The 22,056-nt window shown below is 62.0% G+C and carries 22 protein-coding genes; 5 read left to right on the top strand and 17 right to left on the bottom strand.

Annotation, left to right across the window (positions count from 1 at the left end; genetic code table 11):
• The first annotated feature begins 106 nt into the window (after positions 1-106).
• Together BM382_RS24495 and BM382_RS24490 are read left to right on the top strand one after the other, a co-directional pair.
• On the top strand, positions 107-829 hold the full coding sequence (locus BM382_RS24495; protein WP_011060160.1) for a lysophospholipid acyltransferase family protein: 723 nt from the start codon (positions 107-109) through the stop codon (positions 827-829).
• 145 nt (positions 830-974) lie between these two features.
• Entirely contained in the window at positions 975-1,946 is a 972-nt protein-coding gene (locus BM382_RS24490; RefSeq protein ID WP_019093266.1) for a magnesium and cobalt transport protein CorA, read from the top strand.
• 43 nt (positions 1,947-1,989) lie between these two features.
• On the opposite strand, the gene BM382_RS24485 is transcribed toward BM382_RS24490, so the two are convergent.
• From BM382_RS24485 to BM382_RS24475, 3 genes are all read right to left on the bottom strand, one after another.
• Positions 1,990-2,712 carry an amidotransferase gene (locus tag BM382_RS24485; RefSeq protein ID WP_015634730.1) on the bottom strand — a complete coding sequence of 241 codons (723 nt, stop codon included), beginning with the start codon at positions 2,710-2,712 and terminating at the stop codon, positions 1,990-1,992.
• A gap of 105 nt (positions 2,713-2,817) precedes the next feature.
• The gene (locus BM382_RS24480) at positions 2,818-4,962 is read right to left on the bottom strand and encodes a 3-hydroxyacyl-CoA dehydrogenase NAD-binding domain-containing protein (protein WP_072444169.1); all 2,145 of its coding nucleotides are present in this window, start codon (positions 4,960-4,962) and stop codon (positions 2,818-2,820) included.
• A gap of 25 nt (positions 4,963-4,987) precedes the next feature.
• Positions 4,988-6,193 carry an acetyl-CoA C-acetyltransferase gene (locus BM382_RS24475; protein WP_015634728.1) on the bottom strand — a complete coding sequence of 402 codons (1,206 nt, stop codon included), beginning with the start codon at positions 6,191-6,193 and terminating at the stop codon, positions 4,988-4,990.
• 609 nt (positions 6,194-6,802) lie between these two features.
• Here BM382_RS24475 and BM382_RS24470 point away from each other — a divergent pair.
• Both BM382_RS24470 and BM382_RS24465 read left to right on the top strand, forming a co-directional pair.
• Positions 6,803-7,252 carry a rhodanese-like domain-containing protein gene (locus BM382_RS24470; RefSeq protein ID WP_011060155.1) on the top strand — a complete coding sequence of 150 codons (450 nt, stop codon included), beginning with the start codon at positions 6,803-6,805 and terminating at the stop codon, positions 7,250-7,252.
• A complete protein-coding gene (locus tag BM382_RS24465; RefSeq protein WP_011060154.1) occupies positions 7,249-8,055 on the top strand; it encodes a c-type cytochrome in 807 nt (268 codons plus the stop codon). Before BM382_RS24470 ends, BM382_RS24465 begins: the two co-directional genes overlap by 4 nt.
• Before the next feature lie 69 nt (positions 8,056-8,124).
• Here the strand turns inward: BM382_RS24465 and BM382_RS24460 are convergent, their stop codons facing one another.
• The 14 genes from BM382_RS24460 to BM382_RS24395 form a co-directional block, all read right to left on the bottom strand.
• Entirely contained in the window at positions 8,125-8,898 is a 774-nt protein-coding gene (locus BM382_RS24460; RefSeq protein ID WP_072444171.1) for a transglutaminase family protein, read from the bottom strand.
• Entirely contained in the window at positions 8,895-9,845 is a 951-nt protein-coding gene (locus tag BM382_RS24455) for an alpha-E domain-containing protein (RefSeq protein ID WP_072444173.1), read from the bottom strand. The genes BM382_RS24460 and BM382_RS24455 overlap by 4 nt, the downstream gene beginning before the upstream one ends.
• 11 nt (positions 9,846-9,856) lie before the next feature.
• A complete protein-coding gene (locus BM382_RS24450; RefSeq protein WP_072444175.1) occupies positions 9,857-11,266 on the bottom strand; it encodes a circularly permuted type 2 ATP-grasp protein in 1,410 nt (469 codons plus the stop codon).
• Positions 11,267-11,706: 440 nt separating this feature from the next.
• The gene (locus tag BM382_RS24445) at positions 11,707-12,048 is read right to left on the bottom strand and encodes a ribonuclease E inhibitor RraB (RefSeq protein ID WP_011060150.1); all 342 of its coding nucleotides are present in this window, start codon (positions 12,046-12,048) and stop codon (positions 11,707-11,709) included.
• 212 nt (positions 12,049-12,260) lie between these two features.
• Positions 12,261-12,494 carry a hypothetical protein gene (locus BM382_RS24440; protein WP_015634724.1) on the bottom strand — a complete coding sequence of 78 codons (234 nt, stop codon included), beginning with the start codon at positions 12,492-12,494 and terminating at the stop codon, positions 12,261-12,263.
• A 143-nt stretch (positions 12,495-12,637) separates the two neighbouring features.
• On the bottom strand, positions 12,638-13,246 hold the full coding sequence (locus BM382_RS24435) for an START domain-containing protein (protein ID WP_011060148.1): 609 nt from the start codon (positions 13,244-13,246) through the stop codon (positions 12,638-12,640).
• 43 nt (positions 13,247-13,289) lie between these two features.
• Positions 13,290-13,544, bottom strand: coding sequence for a YkgJ family cysteine cluster protein (locus BM382_RS24430; RefSeq protein ID WP_011060147.1), 255 nt, complete (start codon positions 13,542-13,544; stop codon positions 13,290-13,292).
• A gap of 170 nt (positions 13,545-13,714) precedes the next feature.
• The gene (locus BM382_RS24425) at positions 13,715-14,215 is read right to left on the bottom strand and encodes a hypothetical protein (RefSeq protein WP_026020149.1); all 501 of its coding nucleotides are present in this window, start codon (positions 14,213-14,215) and stop codon (positions 13,715-13,717) included.
• Positions 14,216-14,292: 77 nt separating this feature from the next.
• The gene (locus BM382_RS24420) at positions 14,293-15,732 is read right to left on the bottom strand and encodes an aminotransferase-like domain-containing protein (protein ID WP_011060145.1); all 1,440 of its coding nucleotides are present in this window, start codon (positions 15,730-15,732) and stop codon (positions 14,293-14,295) included.
• Between the two features lie 205 nt (positions 15,733-15,937).
• Positions 15,938-16,750, bottom strand: a complete 813-nt coding sequence (locus tag BM382_RS24415; RefSeq protein ID WP_072444177.1) for an OmpA family protein — start codon at positions 16,748-16,750, stop codon at positions 15,938-15,940.
• Positions 16,747-17,103 carry a DUF4398 domain-containing protein gene (locus BM382_RS24410; protein WP_011060143.1) on the bottom strand — a complete coding sequence of 119 codons (357 nt, stop codon included), beginning with the start codon at positions 17,101-17,103 and terminating at the stop codon, positions 16,747-16,749. The genes BM382_RS24415 and BM382_RS24410 overlap by 4 nt, the downstream gene beginning before the upstream one ends.
• Positions 17,104-17,112: 9 nt before the next feature.
• Positions 17,113-17,937: a substrate-binding periplasmic protein gene (locus tag BM382_RS24405; protein ID WP_015634721.1), complete on the bottom strand. Its 825-nt coding sequence runs from the start codon at positions 17,935-17,937 to the stop codon at positions 17,113-17,115.
• Positions 17,938-18,018: 81 nt separating this feature from the next.
• Positions 18,019-18,948, bottom strand: a complete 930-nt coding sequence (locus BM382_RS24400; protein ID WP_011060141.1) for an electron transfer flavoprotein subunit alpha/FixB family protein — start codon at positions 18,946-18,948, stop codon at positions 18,019-18,021.
• 2 nt (positions 18,949-18,950) lie between these two features.
• Positions 18,951-19,700, bottom strand: coding sequence for an electron transfer flavoprotein subunit beta/FixA family protein (locus tag BM382_RS24395; protein ID WP_015634720.1), 750 nt, complete (start codon positions 19,698-19,700; stop codon positions 18,951-18,953).
• 549 nt (positions 19,701-20,249) lie between these two features.
• On the opposite strand from BM382_RS24395, the gene BM382_RS24390 reads away from it, so the two are divergent.
• Complete coding sequence (locus BM382_RS24390; protein WP_011060139.1) at positions 20,250-21,914, top strand: electron transfer flavoprotein-ubiquinone oxidoreductase; 1,665 nt, start codon at positions 20,250-20,252, stop codon at positions 21,912-21,914.
• Positions 21,915-22,056 lie beyond the last annotated feature (142 nt).

Raw genomic sequence — 22,056 nt, 5'->3', positions numbered from 1 at the left:
AACATGTACTTAAACATCGCCCATCTCCCGGCTGAGAACGGCAATTGCCGAAAACAGTGCACATCCGTACACTGCGCCACCTTTTGTCCCCGGGTGGGCCGTTTAGATGCTGTATCTGCTTCGTATGTCGTTGATGGGCTTGCACTTTATCCTGGCAGGCAGCCTGGGCCTGCTGCTCGGCCTGTGCCGCCCATTCAACCCGGACAACAGCCGACTGTGCGCCCGCCTCTACGCCTGGCCGGCGATGTGCATCCTGCGCCTGCGGGTCAAGGCCGAGGTCGGCCCGCTGATGGACAAACCCCAGGGCTGCGTGATCATCGCCAACCACCAGTCCAACTACGACCTGTTCGTATTCGGCAACGTGGTGCCGCGAAGGACCGTGTGCATCGGCAAGAAGAGCCTGAAATGGGTGCCGCTGTTCGGCCAGCTGTTCTGGCTGGCAGGCAACGTGCTGATCGACCGTGGCAACCCGCACAAGGCCCGGCGCTCGATGCTCACCACCACCCACACCTTGCAGCACAAGGACACCTCGATCTGGGTCTTCCCGGAAGGCACCCGCAACCTCGGGGAAGAGCTGCTGCCCTTCAAGAAAGGTGCATTCCAGATGGCCATCGCCGCAGGCGTGCCCATAGTCCCGGTGTGCGTCAGCAGCTACATCAAGCACATGCGCCTGGATCGCTGGAACAGCGGCAAAATCCTGATCCGCTCGCTGCCCGCCATCCCCACGGCCGGGCTGACCCTGGACGACATGCCCCTGCTGATCGCCCAGTGCCGCGAACAGATGCGCGAATGCATCGCCAGCATGGACCGCCAGCTGCAGGCCGCCTGACCCCGGCGCCACAAAAAGCCCGCCTTGCGCGGGCTTTTATTTGTCCGCGAACTCCCTCGCGGCCAGTGACTCTGATGGAGCATTGCAGGCTAAGCTGCACCTTATCTGTCACCGCCCCCTTGATAAGAAGAAGTGAACCGGAACCATGGGTAGAGTTGTTGCTGCCGCCGTCTACAGCGGCGGAAAGAAAGTCACGGATATCAGCCTCGACGAAGGGGCCGCCTGGGCCGCCAAGCCCGGCCACTTCGTCTGGATCGGCCTGGAGGAACCCAACGCCCACGAGCTGGCCAACCTGCAGCGCCAGTTCAACCTGCATGAACTGGCTATCGAGGATGCCCTGGAAAAGCACAGCCGGCCGAAGCTGGAAACCTTCGGCGACGCGCTGTTCATCGTCACCTATTCGCCGGTGCGCGAGCAGGGCAAGCTGGAGTTCATCGAAACCCACATCTTTGCCGGCAACGGCTACATCATCACCGCGCGCAACGGCCACTCGGCCTCCTATGGCTACGTGCGCCAGCGCTGCGAGGCGCGCCCGCTGCTGCTGGAGCACGGTGAAGACTTCGTGCTCTATGCCCTGCTGGACTTCGTTACCGAGAACTACCAGCCGGTCAGCGAAGCCATCCACGCGGAAATCGACGAGCTGGAACGCAACGTCCTCTGCGACTCGCTGAACGAACGGGACATCCAGCACCTGCACGGCCTGCGCCGCGACGTGCTGCGCCTGCGCCGGCATGTAGCGCCCATGGTGGAGATCAGCGAAGAGCTGCAGAAGCTCAGCTTTCCCTTTATCGACAAGAACATGCGGCCGTACTTCCGGGATGTGCAGATTCACGTCACCCGGCAGATGGAAGACCTCTCGACCCTGCGCGATATCGCCAGCCAGACCATCGAGATCGGCGTACTGCTGGAGGCTTCACGGCAAAGCATCGTGCAACGCAAGTTCGCCGCCTGGGCCGCGATCCTGGCGTTTCCGACGGCGGTGGCGGGGATCTACGGGATGAACTTCCAGAACATGCCGGAGCTGAGTTGGCACTACGGCTACTTTGGCGTCCTGGGTTTTATCAGCGTGGGTTGTGTCGGCCTCTGGGCCAGCTTCAAGCGTTCCGGCTGGCTCTGAAGGAGCGACGGCCCTGCGCCTTGCGGCAGGGCCATGGCCGGGTTCAGGCAGCCTCGGGCTTGTGAGCGACGAAACGCATCATCCACTCCGCCACAGTGGTGCCGTGATGGTCGTGCTCAAGGCTGGCCACGCCCTTCTGGTAGATCTGCTCGCCGAGAAACTCCTGGCGCAGGTCCAGCAAGGCGCGAGAATAGTCGTGGATGAACTCGGGGTGGCCCTGGAAGCACAGCACCTGATCATTGATATGGTAGGCCGCGAACGGGCAGAAATCGCTGGAGGCGATCACCGTGGCATTCTCCGGCAAGGCAGTAACCTGGTCCTGATGGCTGATCAGCAGCGTCAGCTCCTCCACCACCGGGCTCATCCACGGCGCCTTGGCCGCCAGCTTGTAGCTGTGGGTACCGACACCCCAGCCCTGGCTCGCGCGCTCGCTCTTGCCCCCCAGCAGCAATGCCAGCAACTGATGGCCGAAGCAGATGCCCAACAGCTTGTCGCCACGCTCGTAGCGCCCCAGCAGGTAGGTCTTGAGGGTCTGGATCCAGGGATCGGTGCCGAACGAATCGGCCTTGCTGCCTGTCACCAGATAGGCGTCGAATTCCAGGTCATCGCTGGGGTACTCCCCCTGGACCACGTTGTAGACGCTGAATTGGGCAGCGATGGGCTGCTGGGAAAACAGGCGCTGGAACATCTGCCCGTAACCCTGATATTGATCGACCAGTTCGGGACGCAGGATATCGGTTTCAAGAATGCAGATGCGTAGCGACATAAAAAATTCCTGACAAGGCGATGGCAATAATGAACAGCCCAGAGCCTGCCTTGAAATACCACGGCAAGGCAAGCCCCGGATCAGCTCATTGAGCGCCTGTCGGTGTCAGAACAACTGGCCCAGGCGAGCCTTTTCCAGAAGCAGCGTCGGCGGCCGGAAACGCTCGCCATATTGCTCGGCCAGGTACTGCGCACGGGCGACGAAATCCTGCACCCCGTACTGATTGATGAACTGCAGGGCGCCCCCGCTCCAGGCGGCAAAGCCGATGCCGAAGATCGAGCCGATGTTGGCGTCCGCCGTGGAGTGCAACACTCCCTCCTCCACACAACGCACGGTCTCGATGGCCTGGACGAACAGCAGGCGATCCCGCACATCCTGGGGCGAGATCTGCCCGTCGGCCTTGTAGAAGCGCGTGCGCAACTGCGGCCACAAATGCTTCTGGGCACCGGCCGGATAATCGTAGAAACCGCCACCGGCCGCCTTGCCCGGGCGCTTGTATTCGTTGAGCAGCAGGTCGATCACGGCAAATGCCGGATGTTCGATGGCCGGCTTGCCCTCGGCCTGCAGGTCCTTGGCGGTCTGCTGGCGGATATGGCTCATCAGGCTCAGGGAAACCTCGTCGGAAATTGCCAGCGGCCCCACCGGCATCCCGGCCTTGCGCGCTTCGGTCTCGATCATCGGCGCCGCGATGCCCTCGCCGAGCATGGCGATACCTTCGTTGGTGAAAGTGCCGAACACCCGGGAGGTGAAGAAGCCGCGGCTGTCATTGACCACGATCGGGGTCTTCTTGATCTGCAAGACAAAGTCGAAGCCGCGGGCCAGGGTTTCATCGCTGGTTTTCGCCCCCTTGATGATTTCCACCAGGGGCATTTTTTCCACCGGGCTGAAGAAATGCAGGCCAATGAACTTGTCCGGGTTCGGCACTGCCGTAGCCAGGCCAGTGATGGGCAGGGTCGAAGTGTTGGAGGCGATCACCGCGTCACCGCCGACCACCTGCTGCGCAGCCCGGGAGACCTTGGCCTTGAGCTCGCGATCCTCGAACACCGCCTCGATGATCAGGTCGCAACCGGCCAGGTCGGCATCCTCGGCGGTGGTGCGGATCCGCGCCAGGGTGGCGTCCCGCTGCTCGCGGCTCAACTGCCCGCGAGCCACCTTTTTCTCCAGCAGCGCCGCCGAGTGGGCCTTGCCCTTCTCGGCCGCCTCGGGGCTGATGTCCTTGAGCACCACCTCGATACCCGCCACCGCACTGACATAGGCAATGCCCGCGCCCATCATGCCGGCGCCAAGCACCCCGAGTTTTTTCGTGACCTGCGGCGGCACGCCCTGTGGCCGTGAGCTGCCGGCATTGATCTGGTTGAGCTGGAACCAGAAGGTGCCGATCATGTTCTTCGCCACCTGGCCTGTGGTCAGTTCGGTGAAGTAACGGGTCTCGATCAGTTGCGCGGTGTCGAAATCCACCTGGGCGCCTTCGACCGCAGCGCAGAGGATCTTTTCCGGCGCGGGGAAGCAACCCTGGGTCTTGGTTCGCAGAATCGATGGGGCGATGGCCAGCATCTGCGCAACCTTCGGGTTCGACGGCGTGCCACCAGGGATCTGGTAGCCGCGCACATCCCAGGCCTGCTGCGCGCCCGGGTTGGCGAGGATCCAGGCCCGAGCCTTGGCCAGCAGGTCGTCGCGGTCCGTCGCCAGGGCATCGATCAGGCCTGCTTGCAACGCCAGCTGCGGGCGCACTTTCTTGCCTTCCAGCAGATAGGGCAGAGCCTTTTCCAGGCCCAGCATGCGCACCATGCGCACCACCCCGCCGCCGCCGGGCAACAGGCCCAGGGTGACTTCCGGCAGGCCGACCTGTACCGATTTATCGTCCAGGGCAACGCGATGATGGCAGGCCAGGCAGATTTCCCAGCCGCCGCCCAGGGCCGCGCCATTGATTGCAGCGACCACCGGCTTGCCCAGGGTTTCCAGGGCTCGCAGCTGGCCCTTGAGGGCCAGCACCATGTCGTAGAAAGCCTTGGCCTCGGGCCTGCCGACCTTGATCAGCTCATTGAGGTCACCGCCGGCGAAGAAGGTCTTTTTCGCCGAGGTGATGATCACCCCGGCAATCGATTCCCGTTCGGCCTGCAAGCGCGCCACGGCACCGGCCATGGCGTCGCGGTACAGGGCATTCATGGTGTTGGCGCTCTGGCCCGGCATATCGATGGTCAGGACGACGATCTGGTCCTGGCCTTTTTCGTAACGGATGGCATCGGTCATGAAAGGGATTCCTTGAAGTCGGGGCTCAGAGGCGTTCGATGATGGTGGCGATACCCATGCCGCCGCCGACACAGAGGGTCGCCAGGCCATAGCGCTGGCGCCGGGTTTCCAGCTCATCGAGCAAGGTGCCGAGGATCGCGCAGCCGGTGGCCCCCAGCGGGTGGCCCATGGCGATGGAGCCGCCGTTGACATTGACCTTGGCCGGGTCGATGGCCATGTCCTTGATGAACTTGAGCACCACCGAGGCGAAGGCCTCATTGACTTCGAACAGGTCGATGTCCTCGACCCGCAGCCCGGCCTTGGCCAGGGCCTTGCGGGTGGCCGGCGCCGGGCCGGTGAGCATGATGGTGGGGTCGGTGCTGGTGACCGCCGTGGCCACGATCCGCGCCCGGGGCTTGAGCCCCAGCTCGCGGCCCTTGGCTTCGGAGCCGATCAGCATCAGCGCCGCGCCGTCGACGATGCCCGAGCTGTTGCCGGGGGTGTGCACATGGTCGATCCGCTCCACATGGCTGTAGACCCGTAGCGCCGTGGCATCGAAGCCCATCTGCCCCATCATCTCGAAACTCGGCTTGAGCTTGCCCAGGCCCTCCAGGGTCGAATCGGCGCGAATGAACTCGTCATGGTCCAGCAGCACGATGCCGTTCTGGTCCTGCACCGGCACCAGGGATTTGGCAAAGGCCCCGCCAGCCCGGGCGCGGGCGGCCTTCTGCTGGGAGTGCAGGGCAAAGCGGTCGACGTCCTCCCGGGAGAAGCCTTCCAGGGTCGCGATCAGGTCGGCGCCAATCCCCTGGGGGGTGAAATGGCTGTGCAGGTTGGTCTCCGGGTCCAGCACCCAGGCCCCGCCGTCGCTGCCCATGGGCACCCGCGACATGGACTCGACGCCGCCAACCACCACCAGTTCCTCGAACCCGGAACGCACCTTCATCGCCCCCAGGTTGACTGCCTCCAACCCGGAAGCGCAGAAGCGATTGATCTGCACCCCGGCCACGCTTACATCCCAATCCGCAGCCTGGACCGCGGTCTTGGCGATATCGGCGCCCTGATCACCGATGGGCGTCACACAGCCCAGGACCACGTCGTCCACCTGGCTGGTGTCCAGCTCGCAGCGCTGCTGCAGGGCGCGCAACAGGCCCGCGGTCAGGTTCACCGGTTTCACGCTGTGCAAGGCGCCATCGGCCTTGCCTTTGCCGCGGGGCGTGCGTAACGCATCGAATATCAAAGCTTGGGTCATGACGTCCTCGAACCGCTGTGCAGGGGAAAATGTCGAGCTCCCACCTTAGGCGCGGCAGCGTCGGATTCAATGACCGATGCGCTCAGCCGCCTTGACGCCGACGCTCAGACGAACGGTAGGCAGCTAAGGGCTCTGCCGATGAAGGGTCGCGAGCTGTCTAGCCAGAGGGCGGCCAAGGCACGCCCGGGCCGATATATAGCCTTTTAATAAATCAGAAATATAAATTCATATGAATTGGATCTAAGCCAGAGGATTCAAGGCCCCTAAGGTAGAAACTGTAGGAAGTTCCAGACGGATTCTGCACTGGGGCAAGTAAGAAAAAGGACACATAGCCGGTTCATAGTGACTCGTAATGGAGTTCACCCACCGGCATGCATTGACGCTCAGGAATAACAACAAAAGGCATTCAGCCATGTTCAAGCATTCGAAAGTACGTCAGGCGGGGCTCATTCTTTTCGCAACCACACTGCTGTTGATCTTGCCGAATCTCACCAAAGTGATCGGCTGATCTGTGGCTGCTCGATCAACGAGACGGAAAATTGGCCCCGGTTCCTACCGGGGCACGGACTTGTGTGCCAGTCTTCCTGAGGAACACCAAGGGGAAGACTCATGCGCCATTGGATTGCACTCGCCACACTCCTGAGCGCCTTTCACGCTCACGCCGGAATCATCGACGTCAACCGCGCGGTGGACGAAATCAATGATGGGGCGTTGATCCTCGATCTGCGCAACGAGAGCGACTTTGCCGCCGGCAATGTGCACAACTCGCTACAGGTCAATCTCGAACTGGAGGACGGCACCGGCATCAGCGCCGAGGGCCTGGCCTACCAGTTGCGCAAAGTGGTGCTGGACCCCAACGCCACCGTGGTGATCTACAGCGACACCAACCAGCACGCCCTTGAAGCCGAAGACACGCTGGTCAAGCACGGCTATTTCGGTATCGTGAACGGCGGCAACTACGAAGAGCTCCGGGACGCCCTGTTCGACCATGTGTCGCGACCAGACGACGTGCTTCCCGGCGACGAACCCACTGACGACGACCCGACGGCCATCAATTGAAAGTATTCCTCCTTGGCGCTGCCCTGCTGCTGAGCAGCCCGCTGCACGCCGCGCAACTGCTGATCGACCTGGGCTCCGCCAGCCACACCTGGCAGACCGAAGAACTGCTAAGGCACCCCCAGGCCCAGACCATTACCATCAAGGACGATGTGTCCTACAAGCGCGACATGCAGTACCGCGCCGTGCCCATGGCGACCCTGCTCAAGGGCCTGAAGGCCGAAGACCATCTTCAAGCCGTGGCCCTGGACGGCTTTGCCGCGGAGCTCAGCGCCGCGCCGCTGCTTGAACGCCAGGGCGCCCAGGCCTGGCTGGCCGTGGAGGACCCGAGCCGGCCCTGGCCTGCGCTGGCTGCCGACAAACCCAGCGCCGGGCCTTTCTATCTGGTGTGGACCGACCCTGCCGCCGGGCATATCAGCCCGGAGCAATGGCCGTTCCAGGTGGCGCGCATCCAGCGCCTGGAGCCAGTGGCGCAGCGCTTCCCGGCCCTGCTTCCGGATCCGCAGTTGGCGGCCACTGATCCGATCAACCAGGGCTTTGCCCTGTTCCAGAAAAACTGCCTTGCCTGCCACCGCCTCAACGGTGCCGGCGATTCACAATTCGGTCCGGACCTGAATATCCCCTACAGCCCCACCGAGTATTTCAGCGGCGATTTCCTCAAGCGCTATATCCGCGATCCGCAAAGCATGAGGCGCTGGCCCCAGGCGAAGATGCCCGGGTTCAACAACAACGTGCTGCCGGATCAGGAGCTGGACCTGCTGCTGGGGTATCTCAGGCACATGGCGGGGCGCAAGCAGGTTCCCTGAGCCTTGCGACATCGCCTTTGCCACCTCTGGCGCCTTCGCCGGCAAGCCGGCTCCTAGCGAAAACGCGTGTTACTGCTGGAGCACCCTGACGTGCATCTGCTCACCGGCGGCGCCCCGGCGCATGCCGCGTACCGGGCAGGCATCCAGGTAGTCCAGGCCCACCGCCAGCTTGAGGTGGCGCTCGGGCCGCGCCAGTTGGTGGGTCACATCGAAGCTGTACCAGGCGCCTTCCAGCCAGGCTTCGGCCCAGGCGTGGCCAAGTAATTGCCCGCTGTCCTCGCGGTACAGATAACCGGAAACAAAACGTGCCGGAACGCCCAGGCTACGGGCACAGGCAAGGAAGGCGTGGGTGTGGTCCTGGCAGACCCCGGCGCGCCCGGCGAAAGCCTGCGCCGCGCTGGTGGTCACGCCCGTTGCCCCAGGCGTGTAGGCCATGAGCTGGTGCAGCCCATGCATCAGGTCGATCAACCCTGTGCGATCACGCCGCCTTGCGCATTGCCGGCCGGCGAACTCGCGCAGCTGCGCATCCGCCTCGGTCAGGCTGGTGAAACGCAGGAACGGCAAGGGCGACTGGCATTCATGCTCGGCCTCGCGCAGCTCATCGATATCCACTTGGCCACGGGCGCCGATGATCACTGCTTCGTGGGGCTCGTCCAGGGTCAGTACGTGCAGGATGTTGCCGAAGGGGTCCCGTTGCGCACGCACCGGTCGTGGCAGATCCAGCTGCCTGCAGAGCACTTGCTGGCGCTCGCTGTCGTGGGGTGTCAGGCGCAGGTACTGGATGCTGGCGCCTACCGGATCGGCGTAGCGATAGGCGGTTTCATGGCTCACGGACAGTCTCATGCCGCCTCCAGATAAGAGCGGTGAATCGCGTTGCCCAACTGGCGCACCAGGGGGATGAAGTCGGTCAGCCAGGCGTGCAGGCCTTCGTCGAGAATCTGATCGATACCGATGTAGCGCAGGCGTGCATCCATCTGCGCCGCCAGACGCTGGGCCGGGCGCCCGTTGTCGCCGGGCAGGCTGGCGAGGATCTGGTCGATCTCCTCGGTACAGGCCCGCAGCGAGCGCGGCACGTCGGCGCGCAACAACAGCAGCTCGGCCACATGCCGGGCGCCGGGGGCCTCGCGATAGACCTCGGTGTAGGCCTCGAAGGAAGACAAGGCCCGCAGCAACGCACTCCACTGGTAATAGGCATGGGCAGTGCCGTCGCACACCGCATCGGCCTGGTCGCCGGCCATCTCGTAGCGTGCGTCCAGCAGGCGCAGGGTGTTGTCGGCGCGCTCGATGAAGGTTCCCAGGCGGATAAAGCGAAAGGCGTCGTTGCGCATGATGGTGCCGTAGGAGGCGCCACGAAACAGATGGGAGCGCTCCTTGATCCATTCGCAGAAGCGGTTCATGCCATAGGCACTGAGGCCCTGGCTGGCGATCTGGTGGATGTCCAGCCAGGTGGCATTGACGTTTTCCCACATGTCGGCGGTGATCCGCCCGCGCACGGCATGGGCGCAGGCCCGGGCCGATCCCAGGCAACTGTAGATACTGGCGGGGTTGGCCGGGTCCAGGGCGAAGAACTGCAATAGCTGCTCGGCGTGCAAGGCCTGGTGGCGGGCGTGGTAATCCTCCAGGGTGCCGGTGATCAGCAGTGGCATGGCCAGCTCGTGCAGGCCATCGCCGCGCCCGTCCTGGGGCATCAGCGACAGGGAATAGCTGACATCGAGCATCCGCGCCAGGTTTTCCACGCGCTCCAGGTAGCGTGACATCCAGTACAGGTCCGAAGCGGTTCGACTCAACATGGCAGGCTTCCTTAATCCTCGACCACCCAAGTGTCCTTGGTCCCGCCGCCCTGTGAGGAATTCACCACCAACGAACCTTCACGCAGGGCCACACGGGTAAGACCACCGGGCACCATACGGGTTTCACCACCAGAAAGGACAAAGGGCCGCAGATCGATATGCCGCGGGGCGATGCCGCTTTCGACAAAGGTCGGGCAGGTGGACAGCGCCAGGGTCGGTTGGGCGATGTACGCCTCGGGCCGGGCCTTGATCCGTACGCGGAACTCCTCGATCTGCGCCGCCGTGGCCGCCGGCCCCACCAGCATGCCGTAGCCGCCGGAACCCTGGGTTTCCTTGACCACCAGTTGCGCCAGGTTGGCCAGCACATGGGACAGCTCGGCGGGCCGGCGGCACTGCCAGGTCGGCACGTTCTGCAGAATCGGCTCTTCGTCCAGGTAGAAGCGGATCATCTCGGTGACATAGGGGTACACCGACTTGTCATCGGCCACCCCGGTGCCGATGGCGTTGGCCAGTACCACAGTGCCCGAGCGGTAGGCTGCCAACAGGCCGGGCACGCCGAGCAGGGAATCGGGGTTGAACGCCAGGGGGTCGAGGAAGGCATCGTCGAGGCGACGGTAGATCACATCCACCGCCTGCGGGCCGGCGGTGGTGCGCATGAACACCCGGTCGTCACGCACGAACAGGTCGGCACCTTCCACCAGCTCCACTCCCATCTCCCGCGCCAGGAACGCATGCTCGAAAAATGCGCTGTTGAAGCGCCCCGGGGTCAGTACCACCACCGTCGGATTGTCCAGGGGGCTGGAGCTTTTCAGGGTATCGAGCAACAGGTTCGGGTAATGGTCGATGGGGGCGATGCGCTGGGCGGCGAACAGCTCGGGAAACAGGCGCATCATCATCTTGCGGTCTTCGAGCATGTAGCTGACGCCGCTGGGGGTGCGCAGGTTGTCCTCGAGCACGCAGTAGCGGCCGTCGCCGTCGCGTACCAGATCAACTCCGCAGACATGGGCATAGACATCACCGTGCAGGTCCAGGCCCTGCATGGCCAGCTGGTACTGCTGATTGGCCAGGACCTGCTCGGCGGGAATGATCCCGGCGCGGATGATTCGTTGCTGGTGGTAGAGATCGGCCAGAAACAGGTTCAGCGCCCGTACCCGCTGGATGCACCCTTGTTCGATGATCCGCCATTCCCGGGCCGGGATGATGCGGGGAATGGTGTCGAAGGGAATCAGCCGCTCGGTGCCCTGCTCATCGCCGTACAGGGTGAAGGTGATGCCGGCACGGTGGAACAGCAGGTCGGCCTCGCGACGGCGGCGGGCCAGGAGTTCGTCGGGGGTATTGGCCAACCAACGGGCGAACTCGCGGTAATGCTCGCGAACCTGGCCGTCGGCCCCATGCATTTCATCAACAGCGCTGTGGTTCATGCCGTACTCCCTGTCACCTGCACACCCGGGCTTCGCCAGCCCTGTGCCTTCGGCACAAGCGCCCCAAAATCAGTCCGTTGCAGCCCAAGGCCGATGCCCGCATAACCGATGCATGCGGACCGCCCCTGCCCCGGCCATGGCTGGCATCGGTCTTGGCTATCACCAGCATAGTCAGAGTTGATTTCACTGCCCGCTGGCCGCTGGGGATAATCGCGTCCATCGAGCAAACACTTCGCCAAGCCTGATGAAGTCGCTGCTGCAACCTTGATGACGCCGATGACAACCGGGTCCGGGCTCTCCCGACCGGTTCCCTCTCCTGACCGGTCTTCCCTTTTAGCCACCCTCTCGGGTGGCTTTTTTTTACCTTGTGCGGGCCCCGAAAACACAATTGGCCGGCCCAGGGGCCAGCCAATTGTCTGTCTCGGTATATCTAGCGCAGGCTATACCAGCCGTCCACGGATCTCCTGTTTCACTCCCCAGCCCTCAATGATGCCGCCCAGGGGCTCGACCACCGCCTCGAAGTCCTGTTCAAAATCCCCGATGCCGCCATAGGTGGCGTACATCACCTTGCTCAGTTCCAGGTACCAGGCGCCGTCGTCACGCACGCTGACCTGGGCATTCAAGGATTCACCGCGAAAATGTCCTGCCGCCCTGCGTGCCCGCTCCTCATCCGGAAAAATGGCGTAGAACTCGATGGGATGGAATCGTGAAAAGTCGAAACCGCCTTCTTTCATGCGGCGCAGCACACTGCTGCTGATGTCTTCTTGAACGGCTGTGCTCATGAAACGTCCTCCTCAAACCGATGGATAGACTTTCCGTGTTTCCCGAACCACCGGCCAAAGGGACCGGCATCACGACCCGGGGCGGGTCGTCAGGAAACAAGCATGGAGCTGACAAGATCAGAGCCTAGCGAAGAATTCGCTGATCTCGTTTGCAGATTAGCGCCTTGCTCTGGACGTCGCCAGAAATTACTGCGAAGCGCGCTCTACCCTCTCTAGATCGGCGTGATACTGAGAATCTGAATGCTGTTTTGCTCTTTCAGGCTCTTGAGGGTGGGGTCCTCGGTGCGCCCGTCCAGATCGTTCAGGTCCAGTTCGGCACTCACTGGCAACAACTTGGCCCGCACCAGTTGTGCGGCGCGTTCCATCGTCGGTTGCTGGTCGCAGTCGAAATGCTCGACGGACTGGACACCATGATCGTCAACGAAAGTGACTTGCCACTTTTGCATCAGTGCCTCCTCGATAGCCCCATGAGTGGGCTGACAACATCTCGACCCTGAGCAACGGGCAATCGTTCCACCGCGCTGCCGGAACACAGCAATGACAAGGCCGCCCGAAGGCGGCCCTGGTAATGCTGGCAAAACTCAGCCGATCAAGGCTTTTCGGCGCGAGCCTTGAGTGCCTTCAGGGTGTTGAACGGCGCATCCACCACGAACTTGTTGGCCAGCCAGGACGGCACGCTGCCACCCGGCTCGGTGTGCACTTGGTAAGTCACTTCCACCTGATCGGCGCCTTTGGGTACGAACTTCCAGTAGCCCTCGACCTGGGCCACCCGCACGAAGCCTTTCTCTTCAGGGATGTAGGTCGGCACGCCCTCCAGTTTGCGGGTCAGGCTGCCGTCGGCCGCTTCGCTGGTAGTGATGTGCAATACCGAATCACGGGCAGTGACTGGCCACGGGGTGTTGAACTGGGTGTAGGTCCAGCTTTGATCGCCCTCGTGCTTGAGCAGTTTCTGGGTCTTGCACTCATGGATCCAGGAGCAGGCGCCCGCCACGTCTTCCTGCAGCGCGCGGAGCTTGGCGATGGAGGTCTTCATGGTGGTCACACCACGGTAGGCCTTGTATTTGGAGCCGGCCACTTCACTCAAGGAGACCTTGATGCCGTCTTCATCCTTGGCGGTTTGCCAGTCTTCGGCGTGGGCCGTTGCCGACAAGAGCACGGTTAAACCACAGAGCACAGCCATTCGTTGCAGCGAACCCATTGTCTTATTCCTTATTGTTGAAGTTCCGTTCATTGAGAACACTCTATGCCGCGGTCACTTGTTCCCACCAGCCAATCAGGCGGATGGCTTCTTCGCGGCTTTCGCCACACACCTCGGGATCCGCCAGGAACGCCCCACACACCGCCGGCCGCTCCGGCAGGCCGAACAGCCCGCACAGGTGTTCGACAGAAAGATGCAGGCAACGTTCTCCCGCCGGCTTGCCCTGGGGCATTCCGGGAATCGGGGTGCTGATGGAAGGGGCGATGCAGCAGGCGCCACAACCTTCACGGCAGTTCATGAGGAAAAGCTCCTTGCGACAAGCAGAGTGTTGAATGACGCCCGCCAAGAGTAACCGCTAAAACAGCCGTTTAAAATTACTCAAAGAACGGATTTGACGCACAACCGTGCGTGACTGATCAGTCTCCGACAAAGTGTCGAGCCAACCCGTCACAGAAGAGGATGAAGAATTTACTGCTTGAACTCGAAATCCAGGGCCGCGCCTTCGATATCCCGACGTTCCTCGTTGCGCAGCTGCAATTGCATTTCATTGCTGAGCAAGCGGCCGTTGAGCTGGAACGGGCTGCTTTCCTTGGGCTTCTCGCCAAACATCTGAGGCAGCAGCGGCTCGCGCTTGGGTAGCGGCACACTGCCCACCGGCTGCAGGTGCTTGACCATTTCCGGCGGCAGGCTCAAGTCCACCTTGGCGCTGGGCAACGGCTTCTTGATGTCCTGATAGGCCCATTTGGACTTGGGCTTGGCGGGCGCCTTCTTGGCCGCGGACTTGCTCTTGCTGGCACTGGCCGAAGGCTTGGCCTTGCTGGCCGGAGCCTTCTTGGCAGGGGCCGCCTTAGTGGCGTGGGCCGCCCCGGCAGCCGGCTTGTCCTGGGAGGAAGCCGCCTGGGCAGGAGCCACGAAGGTGGTTCCCAACAGACAGACACTTAACCAGAGGGCAGGTAGAAAGGCTTTCATGAAAGACAGGTAGATCGACAAAAGGTCCTCTATGCTCGCTTGTTGCAGGCCCCATGACAAGCACAGGGCCACACTGATTAAAATCCGCCCGCCGCCTCCTGGCACAACTGGCTGGCAAGCATTCCCAAAGTCATCAGGGCCCGCTCGGCCTCGCGATTCCAGGGCGTACCGCAGTTGAGCCGCACACAGTGGTTGAACTGCTCGGTGTTGCTGAAGATCAGCCCCGGGGCGATGCTGATGCCCTGCTGCAAGGCTCGCACATGAAGCTCCTGGGTGTTGACCCGCCCCGGCAGGCTGACCCAGAGAATGAAGCCCCCGTTGGGCCGGGTGATCTGCGTGCCCTCAGGGAAGTACTGCTGCACCGCCAGTTGAAAGGCGCTGAGATTCTTTCGGTATTCCTGGCGGATGTACCGTAAATGCCGGTCATAACCGCCGTTTTCCAGGTAGGCCGCAACCCCCATCTGGGTCACGCTGCACGCAGAATGGGTGCTGAAGGTCTGCAGGCGCTGGATCTCCTGCTGGTACTTGCCGGCAATCATCCAGCCGATGCGCACGCCGGGAGACAGGGTCTTGGAGAAGCTCGAACAGTAGATCACCCGATCCAGGCGGTCATAGGCCTTGAGGGCCTTGGTACGCCCCACCTCGAACATCAACTCGCCATAGATATCGTCCTCGACCACCTGGATATCGAAATCCGATGCCAGGCGCAGCAACTGCTTCTGCCGCTCCTCGGGCATGGTGCCGCCCAGGGGATTGCTCAGGCGTGTGGTCAGCACCAGGGCCTTGATCGACCATTGGTTGGCCGCCAGTTGCAGGGCTTCCAGGCTCATGCCGGTGGACGGATCACTGGGAATCTCGATGACCTTGAGCCCCAGCAAGTCCGCCAGTTGCAGCAGGCCGTAGTAGGTCGGCGACTCCGCAGCAATCAGGTCCCCGGGCCGGGTCAGTACCCGCAATGACATCTGCAGGGCATCGACGCAGCCGTGGGTGATCACCACTTCCGACGGGTCGACCACCACCCCGGCATCGCGCATGCGAATGGCCACCTGACGCCGCAGTGGCTCGAAGCCCGGGCTGAACATGTAACTGAATGCCCGGGGGCTGTGGAACCGGGTGACCTTGGCCAACTGCTGGTGCAGCGCCCGCACTGGCAGATAGTCAACGCTGGGCACTGCGGCCCCCAACGGAAACACACCTTCGCGACGGGACTCCACCAGCACCTGCTGAATGATGCTGCTGCGGGTCACCAGCCCTGGGCGCTCGACCCGGGCGATATCCGGCGTGGGCGCGGTCAGCGCCGGCGTCTGGTGCACGTAGTAGCCCGACTGCGGGCGCGCGCGAATCAGCCCCTGGTCTTCGAGGTTGGCGTAGGCCTGGAGTACCGTGGCGTGGCTGACATTGAGCTGCGAGCTCATCTTGCGTACCGACGGTACGCGCTCCCCCGGCTGGTAGACACCACGGCGAATATCCTCAGCCAGTTGCTGAGCGATACGTTGATAGAGCAAGAGATTGGTCATGGCGCAGCACTCGATTTCACGGCGTTTTATTCTTGTGTGAAACAATACCGGCACAGTTTAGAAGTGTACTGGGACAGTTTCTACAATAGTCGAGGACACGGGGCAGTGAAAAGCATAACTGTAGGGTTTTTGTGAACCTCTTGGCAGGCATAAAAAAACCCGACGCGGGCAAGGCGTCGGGTTTTTCCGTGGCACTGGCGCAGCTTCAGCGAGAAGCGCCCAACTGGCCATTTTCGTCGGAGAACACGATCTCTACCCGACGGTTCTGCGCCCTTCCCCGCTCGGAAGCATTGGCCTCCACCGGATAGTCGTCGCCATAGCCTTCGACCTGGATGCGTTTTTCATCGATACCCAGGTCCACCAGCACATCCGCCACGGCTTGGGCGCGGTCCTTGGACAACTGCAGATTGCTCTGGCGCTCGCCGGTGTTGTCGGTGTAACCCTCGATGCGCACCACGCGCTTGGGGTTCAACTGGAGGAACTGCACCACCTTGAGCACAGTGCGGTTCGCCGAGTTCTTCAGTTCCGCTTCGCCGGTATCGAACAGCACATCCCCCAGAGTCATCACCAGACCGCGATCGGTCTGGGTGGTGGCCAGGCTGATGATCTGTTCTTCCAGCCATTTGCCCTGCTGCTGCACGCTGAGCAACTTGGCTTCGCGCAGGGCCAGTTGCAGGCGCTGGCGCTCCAGCTCGAGCTTGGCCGCACGCTCGTTGTTGAGTGCCTGTTCGGTATGCTCACGGGCGATTTCGCTGTAGCGCCGACTCAGGTAGGCGTAATGCTCCACATCGCCACCGCTGCCCCAATAGGTGGAGAGGCGATCGGCACGTGCCAGGGACTCCCCGGCACGGATCACGTCCTTGGGCGCGATACGCAGCACGTTGGAGTCTTCCTTGACCTTCTGGAAGTCGTTACTGGCCTGCTGCAGGGCTTCTTCGCTGTGCTGGCCAGCGCAGCCATAGAGTCCGGCGCATGCCAGGAGCACTGCACTGCCGATGATCCGGGTAGACAGATTCATTGGGCATCTCCCAGTTGCTTGCGCAGGCGAGTGATGCGGGTATTGAGTGCATTCACCTGTTCCTGGCTCTTGCGGGTCAGGACCTTGGCTTCGGCCAGGCGCGCATCCAGTTCGGCCTGTTCGGCGCGCATCCGCGCTTTCTTGTAGGACTCATCCTGCATGTTGCCCTGCGCCCGGGAGAACTTGTCTTCGGCCAGTTTCAACTCGGGCATGTCCTCGGCAGAAGCCCCCACGGCCTTGGCCTGCTCCAGCGTCTGCGCGGTGAGGCGCATCTGCTCGATGGGCGCCGGATCGGTTGCACAACCCGCCAGGGCGAGAACAGCCATGGCGGCGAAAAGAGGTCGAATAGTCACACAAGATTCCTACTGTTTTGGGCTGCTGACGGGTTGCTGCAACTGGGCCTTCCAGCGCTCCAGATTGCGCTGCAGCAAGGTCTCCGTCAGACCGGACGCGGGCAATTCTGTCATCTTTTTGGCCAACTGTCCGCGCAACCATGGGTCATTGCAGGCGGAGTTATGGGACAGCGCAAGGAACAGCCCCGGTTTGTCGATGGGCTGGGGAAACGCCGCCAGATCCGCCGTCATGCCCAGGGTCTGGGCCATGGCCATGCCTGCGTAGCGAGGCGCCAGCACATAGTCCACCTCCCCCAGGAGCAAGGTCTGGAAGACCTGGGTCAGATTCGGCAGGCGCTTGAGTTGCAGATGCTCCTTGGCCATGGCGACAAAGGGCTGAGTCAATCGGGCCTTTTCCGACATGGCGCCGGGATGGCCTGCCAGGTCTCCCGGCTGGGTGTAGCTGAGGGTCGAATCCTTGCGGGTCCAGACCAGATAGTCGTTCTGCACCAGCGCCGGGTGGATGTAGTCCAGCGATTCCAGCTCATTGAGGGTCAGCGGTGCATCGGCGAGCAGGTCCATGCGCCCGGTGCGTACCTCGTCCAGCGCCTCGGAGCGCTTGCCGGCATACAGCACCTCGACCTTCAGCCCCAGCTCCCCGGCCACCTGCTGCAGCAGGTCGGCGCTGGCGCCCATCAGGTGCTTGGGGTCCTGAGGGTCACGCCACAGGTAAGGCGGTGCATCGGGGCTGCCAGTGACCACCAGACGCTCGCACTTGCCCGCCGCCATCGACAACGATGGCAACAACGTCAGGCCCAACAGCACTGGCCAGCCACTCATGCGGCGCAGATCCATGGCGAAACCCTCCCCCGGCAAAAAACACACATAAAAAAACCCGGCCAAAAGGCCGGGCTCTTTATAAGTGAAGACGCCGGATTAGACCAGCTTCTCCAACTCAGGTACGGCTTCGAACAAGTCCGCTACCAGGCCGTAGTCGGCTACCTGGAAGATTGGCGCTTCTTCGTCCTTGTTGATCGCGACGATCACTTTGGAGTCCTTCATGCCCGCCAGGTGCTGGATCGCGCCGGAGATACCGACGGCGATGTACAGTTGTGGCGCAACGATCTTGCCGGTCTGGCCGACCTGCATGTCGTTGGGCACAAAACCTGCGTCCACCGCAGCGCGGGACGCGCCGACAGCAGCGCCCAGCTTGTCGGCCAGGGCATACAGGTGCTTGAAGTTGTCGCCGTTCTGCATGCCGCGGCCGCCGGAAACGACGATCTTGGCTGCGGTCAGTTCAGGGCGATCGGACTTGGCCAGCTCTTCGCCAACGAAGCTCGACTTGCCGGCATCGTGAGCGGCGCCGACGGTTTCGACTGCAGCCGAACCACCTTCAGCGGCAACAGCGTCGAAACCGGTGGCACGTACGGTGATGACTTTTACGGCAGCCGAGGACTGCACGGTAGCGATGGCGTTACCGGCATAGATCGGACGCTTGAAGGTATCAGCGCTTTCTACCGAGATGATTTCGGAGATCTGGTCGACGTCCAGCTGAGCGGCAACCCGCGGCAGGATGTTTTTGCCGTTGGAAGTAGCGGCAGCCAGGATGTGGCTGTAGCCAGCGCCCAGTTCGGCCACCAGCGGCGCAACGTTTTCCGGCAGTTGGTGAGCGTAGGCGGCGTTGTCGGCCACCAGCACTTTGGCCACGCCAGCGATCTTGGCCGCGGCTTCAGCCACGGCGCCAACGCCCTGACCGGCTACCAGTACATGCACGTCACCACCGATTTTGGCGGCGGCGGCAACGGTGTTCAGGGTGGCCGGAGCCAGCGCCTTGTTATCGTGTTCGGCGATTACCAAGATAGTCATGATCAGATTACCTTCGCTTCGTTTTTCAGTTTCTCGACCAGTTCAGCCACCGACTTGACCTTGATGCCCGCGCTGCGTGCAGCCGGCGCTTCGACTTTCAGGGTCTTGTTGGTGGAGGCGGTGGAAACGCCCAAAGCATCAGGAGTCAGCGTTTCAAGCGGCTTCTTCTTGGCTTTCATGATGTTTGGCAGAGACGCGTAGCGCGGCTCGTTCAAACGCAGGTCGGTGGTGACGATGGCTGGCAGGTTCAGCGCAACGGTCTGCAGGCCGCCGTCGATTTCACGGGTGACGTTGACCTTGTCGCCGGACACTTCGACCTTGGAGGCGAAGGTGCCTTGAGCGTAGCCGCTCAGGGCTGCCAGCATCTGGCCGGTCTGGTTGTTGTCGCTATCGATGGCCTGTTTGCCGAGGATCACCAGCTGTGGCTGTTCCTTGTCGACCACGGCCTTGAGCAGCTTGGCCACGGCCAGGGAGTTCAACTCTTCAGCGGACTCGACGAGGATCGCGCGATCGGCACCCAGTGCCAGGGCGGTACGCAGTTGCTCTTGAGCAGTAGCAGGACCGATGGAGACGACGACGATTTCAGTCGCTACACCTTTCTCTTTCAGGCGTACGGCTTCTTCCACTGCGATTTCGCAGAAAGGGTTCATCGACATCTTGACGTTGGCGAGGTCGACGCCGGAGTTGTCCGCTTTGACGCGAACCTTGACGTTATAGTCGACCACTCGTTTGACAGCTACAAGAACCTTCATGGATTCCTCGTTACTCTCCGGTGAAAAGAAAGTCGCCTAGGCGAGAACCTGGCGGTTGATGCTCATCGGCACAAGGGCACCTCCAAAAACGCTGGCGCACAAAAAGGTTGACCTTGCTCACGGGGTGATGACCGTTCGTCAGTGGTGACCGACGAGTCATTCATTATCGCGGCGTGTAGACTGCGCACTTTCAAGCTGCGCGCGCGTCACCTTTACTGCCTTTGCCCTGTCTTTAGAGGTGCTCTTGAAACCAACAGTCAGCCTACGGCGAGCGCAAAACCGACCGTATCTTGACCGGAACGCCTTTTCCGGTCAATACGGCAAAATAGCCGTTTATAAGCCGCGCTTCTTTGATTTACCTGGGCTGCGGCAAATTCAAACAAACGTTTGTATTGGACGCTGAGAGTGGTGTAGATATAATGCGCCGCCCAGAGAGAAAGGTCGGCCGTCCTCCCCTTCTCCCCCCCATGCGCGATGGGAGAAAGCGGGGATGCAACGCCAAACCTCCAATTAGAAAAAACCGTTGAGCCTTGAGTAGGAGATAGCCTAGTGGAACGCGAATACATGGAATTCGACGTGGTCATCGTCGGTGCCGGCCCCGCAGGCTTGTCCGCCGCTTGCCGCCTTAAGCAGAAGGCCGCTGAAGCCGGGAAGGAAATCAGCGTCTGCGTGGTTGAAAAAGGCTCCGAAGTCGGTGCTCACATCCTTTCCGGTGCCGTGTTCGAACCACGGGCCCTGAATGAATTGTTCCCGGACTGGAAGGAACTGGGCGCCCCGCTCAACACCCCGGTCACCCGCGACGACATCTATGTCCTGCGCAGCGGCGAAACCTCCACCAAGGTTCCAGACTTCTTTGTGCCCAAGACCATGCACAACGAAGGCAACTACATCATTTCCCTGGGCAATCTGTGCCGCTGGCTGGCCCAGCAGGCCGAGAACCTGGGCGTGGAAATCTACCCGGGCTTTGCCGCCCAGGAAGCCCTGATCGACGAAAACGGCGTAGTCCGCGGGATTCTTACCGGCGACATGGGTGTCGACCGTGAAGGCCAGCCGAAAGAGGGCATGTACACCCCCGGCATGGAACTGCGCGGCAAATACACCCTGTTCGCCGAAGGCTGCCGTGGCCATATCGGCAAGCAACTGATCAAGCAGTTCAACCTGGACAGCGACGCCGACGCCCAGCACTACGGCATCGGCCTCAAGGAAATCTGGGAAATCGACCCGGCCAAGCACCAGCCTGGCCTGGTGGTGCACACCGCCGGCTGGCCGCTGGACATCATGAGCAACGAGAACACTGGCGGCTCCTTCCTCTATCACCTGGAAAACAACCAGGTAGTAGTGGGCCTGATCGTCGACCTGTCCTACGCCAACACTTACCTGTCGCCGTTCGACGAGTTCCAGCGCCTCAAGCATCACCCGGTGCTCAAGCAGTACCTGGAAGGCGGCAAGCGCGTCAGCTACGGCGCCCGCGCCATCTGCAAGGGCGGCCTGAACTCGCTGCCGAAGATGGTGTTCAAGGGTGGCGCGCTGATCGGCTGCGACCTTGGCACCCTGAACTTCGCCAAGATCAAGGGCAGCCACACCGCCATGAAGTCCGGCATGCTGGCCGCCGATGCGGTAGCCGACTCGCTGTTCGCCGGTTCCGAAGGCGCCGACGAACTCAAGAGCTACGTCGATTCGTTCAAGGCCAGCTGGCTGTATGAGGAGCTGTTCGCCAGCCGCAACTTCGGCCCGGCCATGCACAAGTTCGGCCCGATCATCGGCGCGGGCTTCAACTGGATGGACCAGAATATCTTCGGCGGCAAACTGCCGTTCACCCTGCACGACACCAAGCCGGACTACGCCTGCCTGAAGCTGGCCAAGGACTGCGTGAAGATCGACTATCCGAAACCCGACGGCAAACTCAGCTTCGACAAGTTGAGCTCGGTGTTCATCTCCGGTACCAACCATGAAGAAGAACAGCCTTGCCACCTGAAGCTGACCGACCCGAGCATCCCGCTGAGCCGCAACCTGCCGCTGTACGACGAACCTGCCCAGCGTTACTGCCCGGCCGGCGTGTATGAGGTGATCACCCAGGAAGATGGCGAGAAGCGCTTCCAGATCAACGCGCAGAACTGCGTGCACTGCAAGACTTGCGACATCAAGGACCCGGCCCAGAACATTACCTGGGTCACTCCGGAAGGCGCCGGCGGCCCGACTTACCCGAACATGTAAGCCGGTGCGATAAAAGAAGGCCCCCTTTATGGGGGCCTTTTTCATGCCCGGGATTCAGCGACACCGCCACCTGTAGGAGCCGGCTTGCCGGCGAAGAGCCGCCCAAGCCTTGCTCCGGCCCAAGGGCGCATTCGCTGGCAAG

It is taken from the genome of Pseudomonas sp. NFPP25, from assembly GCF_900116505.1.
Taxonomy (GTDB): Bacteria; Pseudomonadota; Gammaproteobacteria; order Pseudomonadales; family Pseudomonadaceae; genus Aquipseudomonas; species Aquipseudomonas protegens.
The sequence above is the reverse complement of the archived record's forward strand: the minus strand, read 5'-3'. Positions and strand labels throughout refer to the sequence as shown.